At 54.2% G+C, this 14,412-nt stretch carries 14 protein-coding genes; 1 reads left to right on the top strand and 13 read right to left on the bottom strand.

Annotation, left to right across the window (positions count from 1 at the left end; all coding sequences use genetic code 11):
• Nucleotides 1-55: 55 nt before the first annotated feature.
• The 4 genes from yjfF to ytfQ form a co-directional block, all read right to left on the bottom strand.
• A complete protein-coding gene (gene yjfF, locus AC0LWE_RS16705; RefSeq protein WP_059179973.1) occupies nucleotides 56-1,057 on the bottom strand; it encodes a galactofuranose ABC transporter, permease protein YjfF in 1,002 nt (333 codons plus the stop codon).
• Nucleotides 1,044-2,069, bottom strand: a complete 1,026-nt coding sequence (gene ytfT / locus AC0LWE_RS16700) for a galactofuranose ABC transporter, ATP-binding protein YtfT (protein WP_174342691.1) — start codon at nucleotides 2,067-2,069, stop codon at nucleotides 1,044-1,046. Before ytfT ends, yjfF begins: the two co-directional genes overlap by 14 nt.
• A gap of 10 nt (nucleotides 2,070-2,079) precedes the next feature.
• Complete coding sequence (ytfR, locus tag AC0LWE_RS16695; protein ID WP_131489232.1) at nucleotides 2,080-3,582, bottom strand: galactofuranose ABC transporter, ATP-binding protein YtfR; 1,503 nt, start codon at nucleotides 3,580-3,582, stop codon at nucleotides 2,080-2,082.
• Nucleotides 3,583-3,706: 124 nt separating this feature from the next.
• Nucleotides 3,707-4,663 carry a galactofuranose ABC transporter substrate-binding protein YtfQ gene (gene ytfQ, locus AC0LWE_RS16690; RefSeq protein ID WP_059180043.1) on the bottom strand — a complete coding sequence of 319 codons (957 nt, stop codon included), beginning with the start codon at nucleotides 4,661-4,663 and terminating at the stop codon, nucleotides 3,707-3,709.
• A gap of 309 nt (nucleotides 4,664-4,972) precedes the next feature.
• Here ytfQ and ppa point away from each other — a divergent pair, with 309 nt between their 5' ends.
• The gene (gene ppa / locus AC0LWE_RS16685) at nucleotides 4,973-5,503 is read left to right on the top strand and encodes an inorganic diphosphatase (RefSeq protein WP_012015824.1); all 531 of its coding nucleotides are present in this window, start codon (nucleotides 4,973-4,975) and stop codon (nucleotides 5,501-5,503) included.
• Nucleotides 5,504-5,593: 90 nt separating this feature from the next.
• Here ppa and AC0LWE_RS16680 read toward each other — a convergent pair whose 3' ends face one another.
• The 9 genes from AC0LWE_RS16680 to AC0LWE_RS16640 form a co-directional block, all read right to left on the bottom strand.
• A complete protein-coding gene (locus AC0LWE_RS16680) occupies nucleotides 5,594-7,249 on the bottom strand; it encodes a PglL family O-oligosaccharyltransferase (protein ID WP_234593626.1) in 1,656 nt (551 codons plus the stop codon).
• A gap of 65 nt (nucleotides 7,250-7,314) precedes the next feature.
• Complete coding sequence (locus AC0LWE_RS16675; protein ID WP_234593625.1) at nucleotides 7,315-8,199, bottom strand: fimbrial protein; 885 nt, start codon at nucleotides 8,197-8,199, stop codon at nucleotides 7,315-7,317.
• Nucleotides 8,200-8,254: 55 nt separating this feature from the next.
• Nucleotides 8,255-8,800 (bottom strand): fimbrial protein, encoded by a 546-nt coding sequence (locus AC0LWE_RS16670; protein ID WP_202668023.1) that lies wholly within the window; start codon nucleotides 8,798-8,800, stop codon nucleotides 8,255-8,257.
• 7 nt (nucleotides 8,801-8,807) lie between these two features.
• Nucleotides 8,808-9,320 carry a fimbrial protein gene (locus tag AC0LWE_RS16665; protein WP_202694561.1) on the bottom strand — a complete coding sequence of 171 codons (513 nt, stop codon included), beginning with the start codon at nucleotides 9,318-9,320 and terminating at the stop codon, nucleotides 8,808-8,810.
• Between the two features lie 11 nt (nucleotides 9,321-9,331).
• Nucleotides 9,332-9,886 (bottom strand): fimbrial protein, encoded by a 555-nt coding sequence (locus AC0LWE_RS16660; protein ID WP_202668025.1) that lies wholly within the window; start codon nucleotides 9,884-9,886, stop codon nucleotides 9,332-9,334.
• Between the two features lie 15 nt (nucleotides 9,887-9,901).
• Nucleotides 9,902-10,480, bottom strand: coding sequence for a fimbrial protein (locus tag AC0LWE_RS16655; RefSeq protein ID WP_234593624.1), 579 nt, complete (start codon nucleotides 10,478-10,480; stop codon nucleotides 9,902-9,904).
• 22 nt (nucleotides 10,481-10,502) lie between these two features.
• Entirely contained in the window at nucleotides 10,503-11,270 is a 768-nt protein-coding gene (locus AC0LWE_RS16650; RefSeq protein ID WP_410199985.1) for a fimbria/pilus periplasmic chaperone, read from the bottom strand.
• A gap of 30 nt (nucleotides 11,271-11,300) precedes the next feature.
• On the bottom strand, nucleotides 11,301-13,808 hold the full coding sequence (locus tag AC0LWE_RS16645; protein ID WP_202694562.1) for an outer membrane usher protein: 2,508 nt from the start codon (nucleotides 13,806-13,808) through the stop codon (nucleotides 11,301-11,303).
• A 31-nt stretch (nucleotides 13,809-13,839) separates the two neighbouring features.
• Nucleotides 13,840-14,388, bottom strand: coding sequence for a fimbrial protein (locus AC0LWE_RS16640; RefSeq protein ID WP_202668028.1), 549 nt, complete (start codon nucleotides 14,386-14,388; stop codon nucleotides 13,840-13,842).
• Nucleotides 14,389-14,412 lie beyond the last annotated feature (24 nt).

Here is a 14,412-nt window from a genome sequence, read left to right as displayed (position 1 = left end):
AAAAGGTTATCGGCCGCTACCGGAAAAAGTTTAGACTTTGCGCAAATTCAGGGAGTTATCTGTTGAGTGGTCCAGTGCTAACGCGCGTCACAGGCGAGCTCTGGCGGTTCTCCCACAGCACCGTCAGGCCACGCTGTAGCGCGATAAAGATAAACAGCAATATCCCAATGGCGATTTTGGTCCACCACGAACTCAGCGTGCCGTCAAAGTTAATATAGGTTTGAATCAGCCCCTGAATCGCCACGCCAAACAGCGTGCCCAGAACCGTTCCGACCCCGCCACTTAACAGCGTCCCGCCGATGACCACCGAGGCAATCGCATCCAGCTCCACGCCGACACCCGCCAGCGCATAGCCTGCCTGGGTGTAAATGGAGAAGACAATACCCGCCAGCGTCGCCAGACCCGTCGACAGCATATAAATACGAATGGTGGTGCTCCGCGTGGAAATCCCCATCAGATTGGCAGAGGTGGCGCTCCCGCCGATGGCGTAAACCTCGTTGCCAAAACGGGTGCGATGCGCAAGGAAAATACCGATAACGACAACGCCCAGCATCAGCAGACCCATGGCGCTCAGGCGACCGCCGCCGGGGATTTTCCAGGCCAGGCTCGACAGCGTTTCGTAGACCGGGTGGTTGATGGGAATCGACTCTTCCGAGACCAGATAACTGACCCCGCGCAGGAAAAACATCCCGGCTAAGGTGATGATAAACGCCGGAATTTTTAGCGCATCAATCAGCAAGCCCATAAATGCGCCGAACGCACAGCCCATCACCAGCACCAACGGGAAGGCCAGCAGCGGTGAGATCCCCCAGAAGCCTATTGCTTTTGCCAGGAAAACCCCGGTAAAGGCGATCACGGAGCCCACCGACAGATCGATTCCGCCGGAGAGGATCACAAACGTCATCCCGACGGCGATAATGCCCAAAAAGGCGTTATCGGTGAGGATATTACAAATCACGCGCGTCGAGGCAAAACCGGGGAATTGCGTCAGGCAGTAGAGATAGCCCAGCACAAAGACGCCGAGCGTGATCATTAACGGTAAATTACGTTTTATCATGGCCGCGAATCCCCTTAATGATGCTAATAAAGCGCGACGACTGAACAATCAGCACGCAGAGCACAACAACCGCTTTCACCACCTGGTTAAGCTCCGGCTGGAAGCCTGAGAGTAAAATCCCGGTATTCATCCCCTGAATAATCAGAGCGCCGACGACGGAAAGGGCCAGGTTAAAACGCCCGCCCATCAGCGAACCGCCACCGATGACCACAGCCAGAATCGCATCCAGCTCCAGCCACAGTCCGGCGTTATTGGCATCCGCACCGCGAATATCGGCTGCCACAATAATGCCGGCAATCGCTGCGCAAACGCCGCTTAATACATAGGCCAACATCACCACTAAGCGCGTGCTCACCCCGGCATTTTTCGCCGCCCGAATGTTAATCCCCACCGCTTCGATAAACATGCCGAGCGCTGTTTTACGGGTAAACAACCAGAACACGATAAGCGTAGCCAGCGCGATAATCACTGGCGTTGGGAAGAGCAGCAGCTTGCCGCTGCCGATCCAGGCCAGATCCGGGGAATCAAAGGTCACGATCTGCCCGGAGGTGATGAGCTGTGCCACACCGCGCCCCGCCACCATCAAAATCAACGTCGCGACGAACGGCTGGATTTTGAGGATAGAAACCAGAATGCCGTTCCACAGCCCCGCCAGAACGCCGGTTCCCAGCGCACCCAGCAGCACAACCGGCAAACTGTGCCCGGCGACGGTCAGTGAAGCGGCCGTTGCGCCCGCGATGGCCATGATGGCCCCCACGGAGAGATCGATACCGCCGGTGGCGATCACCAGCGTCATCCCTATCGCCAACAGCGCGACGGGCGCTGCGCGGTTTAAAATATCAATCGGGCTGCCAAACAGGCGGCCATCCTGCAACACGATTTGAAGGAAATGCGGCGCAACGAGGCTATCGACTGCCAGTACCAGCAGCAGTGCGATAATCTGGGGTGTGCCGGTTGGCCAGCGGAAGCGACGCTTAGACTCTCCAGCGTTTGAAAGTGAACGGGGCATCACGATTGACTCCTTATGCCGCGATGGCATTCATGATCGCTGGAACGGACAGTTCATCCAGCGGGATCTCTGCCACCTGTTTACGATCGCGCATAATGATGACGCGATCGGCATAACCCACCAGCTCTTCCAGTTCGGACGAGATGACCAGCAGCGCCAGGCCATCAGCGCACAGCGTTTCGATGAGGCGGATGATTTCCGCATGCGCCCCCACGTCAATGCCGCGCGTTGGTTCGTCCAGGATCAAGAACTGGGGTTTGGTGAGCAGCCAGCGTGAAAGCAGCACTTTTTGCTGGTTGCCGCCCGAGAGAAATTCAATCGGCTGTTCAGGACCTGGCGTACGGATCCCAAGCTGGCGAATAAAGCGCTCGGCAATCGCATTTTGCTCTTTCCGCGGAATAGGTCGTAGCCAGCCGCGTTGGGCCTGGAGCGCCAGAATAATATTTTCCCGCACCGAGGCGGCGGCAATAATCCCGTCCGTTTTTCGGTCTTCCGGGCAAAAACCGATGCCCAGACAGGAGGCCTGATGCGGTGAACGTAAGGTTTGCGGTTTGCCTTTGATCATCGCGCTGCCGCTGTCGGCAGGTTTGATCCCAAAGATCACTTCGGCGGTTTCGGTACGCCCCGATCCTAATAAGCCCGCCAGACCGACGATTTCGCCGGGGCGCACTTCCAGGTTGAACGGTGCGATCGTGCCCTTTTTGCCGAAATCTTTAAACGCAGCGACCGGTTTATCGCTCAGCAGCGTGCGGCCAGCGCGTTGCAGCGCTTTGGTGTCCAGCTCGCGGCCCAGCATCATTTTCACCAGCTCGATTTGCGGCAGTTCGTGTGTTTCGCGACAACCAACAAATGCACCGTTACGCAAGACGGTAATGCGATCGCTGACTTCATAAACCTGATCGAGGAAATGGGTGACGAAGATCAGGCTGACGCCCTGATCGCGCAGTTGGCGCATCAGGGTGAAGAGCATGTCCACCTCTTGCGTGTCGAGGCTGGCGGTCGGTTCGTCGAGGATCAGGACTTTCGCGGAGAGATCAATCGCGCGGCAAATGGCAACGATTTGCTGCATCGCAACGGAAAAGCGGTTCAGCGGCTCGCGCACGTCGAGAGAAAAACCGTAAGATTCCATCAGTTTGGTGGCGCGCGCTTCCATCTCTTTTCGACGCAGCAGGCCAAACCGACGCGGCTCACGGCCAATAAACAGATTATCGGCCACCGACATATTCGGCAGCAGGTTGACTTCCTGATAGACCGTCCCGATGCCAAGCTGTTGGGCATGGGCGGTATTTCGTGGGGAGATGGCGTTACCTTCGAGCCAGATCGCACCACGATCGGCATGATAAACCCCGGTCAGAGCTTTGATCAGCGTGGATTTACCGGCACCGTTTTCCCCGAGCAGCGCCATGATTTCACCACGACGCAGGCTGAAGTCCACATTATCCAGCGCCTTGACGCCGGGGAAGAACTTACTTAATCCCTCTGTGCGGAGGATTTCCTGGTGTTGTTCAGTGGTCATAATTTCCCCCTCACCCTGCCCCTCTCCCCACTGGGGAGAGGGATGGTTCGTGCAAGCCATAAATTATCTGCCTCACCTTGCCTTTCTCCCCGGTGGGCAGAGGGTTCAGGTGAGGGAAAAGGCCTTAGTAGCCCATGTTTTTCTTCTTCTCTAACTCTTCTTTCGCCGTATCCGGCAGGTAGAGCGTCGATTTGGTGATGGTCACCTGTTCTGGTTTGGTGCCGTCTTTCTTGAATTTCTCAAGGGCATCAAACGCCGGACCAGCCATGTTCGGGGTCAGTTCTACGCTGGCATTTGCTTCGCCATCGATCATCGCTTTATAGATATCCGGTACGCCATCGATGGAGCCCGTCAGGATATCTTTGCCCGGTTTCAGGCCCGCTTCTTTGATCGCCTGGATAGCGCCGATCACCATGTCATCGTTATGGGCGTAAACCATGCAGATATTTTTGCCGTTGTTTTCTGCCTTGATGAAGCTTTCCATGACTTCTTTGCCTTTACTGCGGGTAAAGTCGCCGGACTGGGAGCGAATGATTTTGATGTTTGGCGCTTTAGCGATAGCGTCTGCAAAGCCTTTTTTACGGTCAATCGCGACGCTTGCGCCAACCGTACCTTGCAGCTCTACGACGTTACACGGCTTGCCGTTAACTTCTTTAATCAGCCAGTCACCAATCAGTTGGCCTTCCAGCACGTTGTTTGCGGTGACGGTCGTCATCACGAGGGATTTGTCTTTCACATCAATAGAACGGTCGAGCAGGAAGACCGGGATTTCTGCATCTTTGGCTTCTTTTAGCACCGGTTCCCAGCCTGTCGCCACGACGGGCGCGATGAAGATAGCGTCAACGCCCTGAGCAATGAATGAACGAACGGCTTTGATTTGGTTTTCCTGTTTTTGCTGCCCGTCGGCGATTTTTAGGGTGATTCCGCGTTTTTCGGCCTCGCTTTTGGCAACGTTGGTTTCAGCTGCACGCCAGCCTGATTCCGAACCCACTTGCGAAAAACCGACGGTTAATGGTGCGGCCATCGCCATAGACGACATGGCTGCCGAAACTGCTGTAACAAGAAGTAAGCGCTTCCACATAATGATGCCCTCATAGCCCAGGTTATTGGTGGTCAAAAGATGTTCTGCGACCAAACTATAGCCAAAGCAATACGTAACGGAATGCGTTACATCACACTTCGGAAAAGTGAACAAAACGTTAATCACAAGTTTGTAATCGCTTTCATTCACCCATTAAATATGTGGCTGACTTTATGGATTTTCCTGTCATGGAAAGCGTCTGAAAATGGCATGCAAGCGTCGGCAAGAGTGAAAAGAGGCGGAGACTTTCATCGCGAGTTGGCTATAATACTCGCCACTTGTTTACCATACATTTTAAAGGACACAGACATGAGCTTACTCAACGTCCCTGCGGGTAAAGAACTGCCGGAAGACATCTACGTTGTTATCGAAATCCCGGCCAACGCAGATCCTATCAAATACGAAATCGACAAAGACACCGGTGCACTGTTCGTTGACCGTTTCATGTCCACTGCTATGTTCTACCCGTGCAACTACGGCTACATCAACCACACCCTGTCTTTAGATGGTGATCCGGTTGACGTTCTGGTCCCAACGCCGTACCCACTGGAGCCAGGCTCTGTCATTCGCTGCCGTCCAGTTGGCGTGCTGAAAATGACCGACGAAGCGGGCGAAGATGCGAAACTGGTTGCGGTTCCGCACACTAAGCTGAGCAAAGAGTACGATCACATTAAAGATGTGAACGACCTGCCAGAACTGCTGAAAGCGCAGATCACCCACTTCTTCGAGCACTACAAAGATCTCGAAAAAGGCAAATGGGTTAAAGTTGACGGCTGGGACAACGCTGAAGCGGCTAAAGCTGAAATCGTTGCCTCTTTCGAACGCGCCGCGAAGAAGTAATTCTTTCGATGCTAAACACACCGCCTACGGGCGGTGTGTTTGTTTCTGGCGTCGGATGCCGTTTTTCAGGCCATCCAGCAACGCCAGGCTTTAAAAGCAGTCAAAACGGGGATCGTCAGGCCACATCGCTTTTGCCTTGAGGCAAAGGGGCTGAGCCGATGGATCACCTTCCGACCGAACGATCATAAGAAGACTGTAAGTGACGTCGGGGTTGTTATGCACCGTTGAAAAGCGTTCTGACCACGCGCGGAAGCGGGTGAGCAACGCAGCGTCCCGCGTGATATTAAAGCGAAGCAGCAGCGCTACATGACGGTCAAAGTCGAGGCGATCATACTGACTGTATGGGTTGGCTAACGCGTCAACCACTGCCGCTTCATGATGGACGAAAGGCACCAGGCCCTGATGCTCGATGCGGGTGAGTTGGACCTCCGTCACCGCACCGGAAATCATAAACGCCAGTACACCGCATGCCACCAGCCCCACGGCTGCGCGCAACGGCTTTTCATAGCCAGCCTTCTGATCGGTATGCGTTCTGGCCGCCGGGCCAGCAATGGTCAGGAGCATCACCAGCATCAGGCCGTGCGTCACCGACTGATAAAGCGGATATTCCAGGTTCATGTGCAGAGCCAACGGCAGCATCATCGCCAGACCGCACCACCGGCTGCCGCCTCTTCCCCACAGTCGCCTGAAAATACCCGCGATCATGAACAAAATACCCGCCACCGCAACCAGCCCGCCTTCCATCCAGGTATACAAAAACTCGTTGTGCGGGTACTGAACCGTAGTCGTCCCCATACCCGGCGGAACCTGCTGCGACAACTGCCCAAACAGCGCTTCAAAACTGCCGTAACCGTTGCCGATGAACGGGTGGTTCAGAATCAGTTGCCATGTCAATGTGATCAAATACCAGCGCTGCACATTAGAGCCTTCCTTCTGTACCAGCTCAGGTATAAAACCCGGAATCAGTAGCGGCCCGTAGTACAACGTGAGCGCACCCGCGCCAGCGCCTGCCATCAGTAGCAGCACCGCATATCCCATACGACGTCGGTTTTTGCCTGCCGTGAGCAGCAGAACCAGCGCGCCCGTAACGGCCCCCAGCCCTCCCGCGCGGCTTTGTACCAGCACCAGCATGACGGGGATCGCCACCAGCGCAGTGGCGGATATACAGACAGATAATCGCTGACGTACACGCAGAAATAACCACAGAGCACAGACCATTCCGGTTGCCAGAAACGAGGCCAGCACGTTGACCTGCTGGAAACTCCCATAGGGGCGGCCCCCGGTCAGATGCGCGATATCGCTGAGTTGAACGACGGCAAAACCCACCTGGAGCAGTGCGGAGACCACCAGAATCAACAGCCAGACACGACGCATTCGGTGGCAGGGGATGGATTTCAGCATCAGCAACCAGATACCGACCAGCCCCCACAGTGCCAGCACTTTGGGTAAAGCGTTCCATTGCCAGGCGGCAAGCGGAGACCACAGCAACGGCAGGGACCAGAGCGCCGCCCCCGCAATGATAAGGTACGTGCCAGGCGGCCACGCCACTTTCCATCGCGGGGAAAAGAGGGCGCAACACAGCGCAATCAGCGCCAGCACGCACCAGGCGAGAAGGTTTTGTGGCAGAGCCAACCCGGCGCTACCGTGGTTGGGGAGCATCCAGAGCAGTCCGCCGCAAAGCCAGATCACAATAAGCAGTGTGACGATTTTATTTGCGGGCTGATTTTTTAAATAACGTAGTGACATAGAAATCAATAAACATTCAGGACGGGAAATATCCCGTCCTGTTAATGAAAAATAAAGGCGATGGATTACTGCTGGGTCATCACTAATACCGCATTCGCCGTAAAAGCACCGGTAGGAATATCTTTTAACGCCACAGTAGAATCACGCACGGCCTGGAAACCTAATGTCAGAGTATTCGAGCCCTCTAAAAAATTCAGCGGTGTGACATCCGAAGGTGAAAGCGCTTTATTACCGTAAAATATCGCTGCTCCGACGCCGTTTGTTGAACTTTTTACCGCCTGACTGCTGCCGATGGAAATAGGCGTGTAGTTCAGCTTCATATTGGCCGTTACCTTCCCGCCGGTACAGGTTACCGAAATCGTCTTGCTGATGGCTGAGCCCGAGTCAGGGACCGTAGGGATTTCGTCGCGGTTTAACGTTCCAAGCGAGACGCTTAGCGCATTACCGCTGTTTATCGTACAGGATGTATCTGGAACAGTGGGCGTATAGGGCAATGGTGCCCCATAACATGCCTGCTGGTAATCACCTAATATATATTTTGTTCCTACCGAGTTCACAAGATAAGCACATAGAGTGGTCCACTCGCCTGTGTACAAAGTAAGCGAATAAGAACCTGGCGCACTTAGGCTGATCGTTTGACTATTAACAGGTTTGGAACCATCTATATATGCTGAATTTGATTTAAAACTATACATTAGAGAAAAGTTACGCATAATATCTGTCTGCGCAAAATAGTAACCAGAAGACGGCACATACCCAGGACTGCCCATTGTGCATAAATTACCGGAAAAACTCCAAACCTGTGTGCCAGACAATGGATTACCCATAACACTGTTTGGACAAGTAGGAGGGCCATTTTTTGAACTTCCAGCGAAGCCGCTAACAGCTGCATTCGTATTTCCGATTGCACCCACCATTATCACAATAATTAACAGGATATTTTTTAACATAATAATTTGCTCTGAAAAATAGCGTTATTTATTTCGCCATTGCCACGGGTCGACATCATGGATACGTCAGCTCAAACGTCGCAGTCGCCGAAAAATCCCCAGGCATAATCGCCTGCTGGGCAATCGCGATGGGCTCGCCCTGCACGTAGGCCTGTATAGTTAATTTGTTGCTACCGTTGGCTATCGCATATTCCGGCGTCGGTTGATTAAACGGCAGCGCCGCGCCCTCCGGCGTTTCCATACCAATCGCGATTCCCTTCGCTGTCCCCGTCACTGCCAACAACCCCGGCAGTATGCTGTTTTCGGTGCCTTTAAAGGTCATCGTCACTCTGTTTCCCAGGCTCATATCGCAGTCCGTCAGGTTGACCACAAACGGCACACCCAGGGTGCGGGTATTCTGATACAGGTATTTCGCCACCACAGAACTGAAATCTACGGTGATATCGCTGGTCTCCGGGTCCAGATTGCAGGGTTCACTGACCAGCGCGCCGCTGAAATGCAGGTTGTTATCCAGCGCCTGCGCCTCGTTGACGTTGATGGCAGCCAGCAGCGCTAAACTGAGCGCGCAACGCGACAGGCGTGTACAAAATGATCTCTTCATGTCGTCCTCACTGGTACTGCGCGATCAGCGTCGCGATGGCGGTAAAGGGCTGCTCGGTGAGCGTCTTCGCCGCGTCTTTTACCGGAACAGCGGTGAGCGTCAGCGAAGACAGTTCTCCAAGCGTGGTGCTGAGCGGTTTATTGAGCTTCATCGCCTGGCCGTTAGCCTGAATCTGTAGCCCAAGGCCGTCAGCCGACGTCGTCAGCGCCGCATCGTCATAGCTTTCTTGTGTGCCAATGATGGTCAAATCCAGCGGTGAATCGTCCGGCGCACCGTGGCAATCCACGCTGTAAGGAATCACCTGGACGTTATCCTTTCCATTGACGCCATTGACGCGGATATTGCCAAAGGAGACATCAATCACGTTGTCATTCGACACCGTACAGGGGGTGGAGAGAATAAATTTCCCCTGGAAGGTAATGTTCAGCGTGTCGCCGGTCTGCGCGGCCCTTCCCGTCGATATCACGGCCAGTAACATCAGCCCCAGGGCGGAAAGCGCTGCTGCTTTTTTGCTTTTCATATCCTGTAACCTTAATTAAAAGCCATCACGAGCGTCGCGGCTGCGGTGAACGTATCGCCACTGACCACATTGCTGCTGTTCGTCGTGCTGGTCTGGACCAATTGAGCCTCCAGAGACGGCGGACTGTCCTGGTCTACGGTGAACCAACTCCCCGTGCTTTGCGCAACGCCGTTGACCAGCAGTTCAACGCCCACGATCCCTTTATCGGTATCCAAAACCTGAACGCTGTTATAGGTTTTTTCGCCGCCGCCGGTATCGCTGAGCTTCATCTGGAGCAGCCCGGCACTGTCACCGCTACAAGTAAAGTCACTGACGATGGGCTTGCGGTAAGTGCCATCCAGCGTCACGGTGTTATTTGCGCTTCCCTGCAGCCGAACTTCACCAAAATCCACCGTTAGGGTGCCGCCCTGGTTAAATTTGCAAGAGCCGTTTGCCATGATCGTGCCGTCAATGGCGATATTCAGCGAATAGGTCGATCCTGGGTTTGCCCGCGCAGCAGGGTTGAAGCCCGGCAGCAGCGCCGCCGCCATCAGGCATAAAGCCAGTGCGTTGCATTTCATTGTCATGTTCTTCGCCCGCCCCTACTGGTAAATCAGGCTGAAGTTAATGACCGCGTGGTACGGCCCGGCGATGAACGGCGCGTTAGTCCGCTCCGGGGCCAGGGTGAAGACCACCTCGTCCTGACCGGGGTTCAGCAGCATCGTGTCACCCGTGCGCGACAGCATCACTGTTTTGCCACGGCTATCACGCAGACGCAGGCCGATACCGCTGGCACCGGTGACCGCCACCAAATCTGGATTTGACGCATCCGACACCGCGACAAAGCGTGCCCGATAAGGCGGTTGCATCGTGCTCACCGTTTCGGTCAGCGGCGTAATATTCGTGCTCCAGTTCCCCAGTACGGGACAGTCGCGCAGATACAGTTTCACCGTCACCGGTTTCGCTGCACGGCCTACCAGGTTTACGTCGGCACGGGCTGTTGAGCCGAGATCCACTTCCTGCCATGCAGAATCCATTTCCAGCCGGCAGGTGTTTTCTTGCAAATCGCCGTGCACATACAACTGACCCGTATCGGCCAGCGGCTTTTCATCCGCTGCCGCAGGGCCTGCCAACACCAGCGCGAGCACCGGCAATGCCATTTTTTTCGCGGCTCTGTTCATCCTTTTCCTCCTTGTCCCGGCTTTATTTTTTGTCTTTGACTAGCTTGCCGGTGCAGGTCGCCCCGCCGCAGCTGAACTGGATCTGCGGACGGCCGCCGTAGTCGTTGACGTAGGTAAATACCGGGCTAGCGCCGAGCGCCGCAGCGGATGCCTTAATCGCACCACTCTCTTTCGGTGCGATCATCACAGGCTCAAAGCCCACCGGCTTGCCTTTCACCGACGGCGCGCCCTCCACCAGAGTCAGGTAGTACGGCGTTGGGTTGTTCACTACAAATTGATCCCCCTGGCGCGTCAGCGTCACCTTCTCCACCCAGTCGCCTTGTGCTGACTGGGTTTTATCCAGCGCGATGGCTGCAGGGCGGTAGAAAAGCTTGATGCGAGTCTGCAACGCAATCTGCAGGGTGTTAGGCTTGGTGCTGCGCGGGGGGATTTCGCGCAGGTTGAAATAGAACAGCGTCTCGCGATCCTGAGGCAGAGCGGCGACGGCCGGGGCCGCCTGCATTTTCACCTGGCTTTTCGCACCCGGCTCCACGCGCTGCACAGGCGGCAGTACGGTCAGCGGCGACGTGATTTTTGTCCCCTGCGCATCTTCCATCCATGCCTGCGCAAGGTAAGGCAAATTTTTGTTTTCGTTACTGATGTTCAAGCTAATAGACTTTTCGCCGCCGTTATAGATAACGCGGGTACGGTCCAGGGCGATAGCCGCAGAGGCCTGCTGAGTAATCATCAGACCGGCTAAAAGAGAGACGGCCATTACTGATTTTTTCAACTGGGTATTTTTCATTATCATATGCTCTGTAAAAAGGGTCTGTACCGCGCCTTATTGGCACGGCAGTAACAGATTTCCGTTCTGACTTAGTCCTGTTAGTTTTTCCGGTACGGTAACGGCACACTGTGCCGTTCCATTCCAGCTCACATTCAATTTCGCGCCTGGCCTCAGGCCACTGAGATAGGCTTGACCGTCATCGTTGACCAGACCGACTTCCTGATTCTCAGCGTTGCGTACGCTTGCCCCAAACGGAGGATGGCTACTGTCTTTCAGGCTGATGACTGCCATCGCCTTCTGACCTGAAAGCACGTTGAACCGACGATAGCCAATGGCCCCTTCGGTCAGCGTCGCCTGCACCACCGACGTAGACACCTCGGCGTTATCCGGTAAATTGTTGATGTCGATGCTCAGACTGTTTTTGTTGTAGTCGCTCACCTCGGTGACGACGGCTTTGCCGAATAGGTTGGTCGCCGTGTTGCCGCTGTAGCCCTTCACTGGCACATCCGCTGCGTCGCCAGTGTCCAGCAACACGCGGGTGCCGCCCGGTGTATTGGAACGGTGCAGCGCCGTCCCCTTCGCGGTGGCAGTGACGCCGCCGCGCAGACTCAGGCCTGTCGAACTGTACTGGCCGTGCTGGTAGTCCACGTTGCCGGTCACTTCCGCCGCATCGCCCAGGTGGTCGTAGTAGCCGCTGAGCGAGCCGCCGTCGTTGGTGCCGCCGGCTGCGACGCGGTAATTGTCACCATTATCCAGACGGTCGTAATAGCTCAGGTTTTGGCTTCGGGCATCACCGTTATAGGATGAGTTCATCCCCAGCGTGCCGGTGTCGCCCCACGGAATGGAGAACGACATATACATACCGTCGTCGTTGATCCCATTGAATTTATTGCGATACGCCGTCAGCGACGCGCTGATATTTTTCCATTTACCGATATCGAAATAGCGCGACAGCGACACGCTGTAGCGATCTTCGGCCGCAGTATTCCAGTAGGTCTGATGCGAGTAGTTAGCGTATGCACTCAGCCCCAGCGCCTTGAATTGCTGGCTGAAGGTGACGGTGTACATCTCTTTACTTTGCATGACATCGCCGTTGTCTGCGCGATAGCTGATGTAGTCCGAGAAGCTCATAAAATCTTTTTCAGAGAAGCGGTAGCCTGCGAAGGTCACCTGACTTCCCGTGTCATCAAAGCGCTTTGAGTAGCTCACCCGATACGACTGGCCAGAGCGATGCTCATCTTCCAGTTTTGCATCGGAACGCGTGACGTCGAATGCCAACGCGCCGAGCGCCATCAGGTCGCGACCAATACCCGCTGCAAGAGAAATGTATTTAGCGCTTGAAACCATACCGCCATAAAGCGACCAACCGTTGCTGATCCCCCAGGAGAACTCAGCAGTTCCGAAGGTGTCACCGTCCGTTTTGTGATCGTAGCCAACGGGTTTCCCTGCATAAAACTTATATCGAACGCTGCCGGGACGCGTCAGATACGGGATATTGGCCGTATTGACTTTATATTCCTGCACGGAGCCATCTTGCTCCTGAACACGCACATTAAGTTCACCCGCTACCGCGCTGTTAAGGTCCTGAATCGCAAACGGGCCTGCAGCAACCTGCGTTTCATAGAGCACGCGTCCCTGCTGGGAGATAGTCACTTTGGCGTTGGTTTTTGCCACGCCGGTCACTTCCGGCGCATAGCCACGCAAATTAGGCGGCAGCATATTGTCATCGGAGATCACGCTTGCACCCACAAAGCGGAAGCTGTCGAACAGATCTGAACTGACGTAATCTTCACCGAGGGTCAGCTTCGCTTTGATCGGTTTAAGCGCACGAAAAAGATACATGCGGCTCCAGGTCCACTGCTTCTGTCCGCTGCCGTTTTCATCACTGTTTTGGTCGTAATTGGTCTGCCAGTCAGCACGTGCGCGCCATGCGCCAAGGTTGGCGCCAAAGGTCCCGTTGCCCGATACGGTATTTGAATCACCGCCTTGCTCATTGTGTCGGGCCTGGGCGTTAACGTTATAATCTGCCAGCAGGCCAGGAATACCTTCGTCCCACATCGAAGCGGGAACCCAGTCATTCGAGGTGTATTCGAGATACGCCTGCGGCATGTTGATAACAAGTTTGCCTGCACCTAAATCCGGTGTGATCTCTACGCCTTTTAGCCCAGCGACATCTAAACACTCCCCGTTATGCCAGGACTGAAGCTGAGAAAGGAATTTATCTTTAAAACCAAATTTCTGGACCAGTGCCGGTGATAAACACGCAATGGTATTATTCTTATCCGATGGTGACGGATAGACAGATATGTTTTGTTCTTCCAGCTCGTTTTGGTTAATTTGAATCAGGAAGGTATACTCACCCGGCATGATATAGCCGCGCTTAGAAAATTGACTTAGGTCGATATTTGCTTTGTCTTTAACATCCAGCACATCGGTATTAAATTGAATATCATCTGCTGCCATCGCAGGGGCGCGCATACCTGCGCAAACACAAATTGCAAGTACAGACCATTTTGCCACAAAGGTCTTTGTGCACTTTTTATTAATGTATGTATTAACCATTACCTTAGTACCCGCTAAAGGATTAAATTAATCAGAAATACTCAACCCGATAGCGGAGAATGGCCTGGTAATCACCCACCATTAATTCCCGCATTGTGGTCTTTAACTTAATTTGGTAATCGAGGCGGATCTCATCTGCCGTGAGTTTTTGGTAAGGGACAGTTTCACCTGGACGAATAATTTTACCGTTACTGTCCGTCAGCTCTAATGCAACGCCAGAAGCAACGCCGCTTACTTTAAATAACCCATCGCTCTTATCGCCATCAAACGTGATACGAATGAACTGCCAGGGTAATGGATTGTCAGCCTCTGCCAGTGAACAATTTGTCAGTGCAATAGAAAAAGGATGGGGTTCACCTTCACTTACCCGAGCCATATGCCCGCGCGTCTCAGAGCCCATTTCTACGGTCTGGTAACCATCACCCGTATCAATGTCGCATGCGCTGGAAAGAATCGTTCCTTCCATATTCACGCGACCGGTGAGCCCAAGATCAAATTCACTTCCCGGAGTAACGCTCTGCCTTGAGGCCTGCGCCAGACATGCAACCGCCATCAGCGAAAGGGCTGTCGTACAGCGCATGAAAGAATTCATAAGTCATCTCTG

This window comes from Lelliottia sp. RD5, assembly GCF_056032945.1.
Note: the sequence above shows the minus strand (reverse complement) of the source record. Positions and strands in the feature narration are given on the sequence as shown.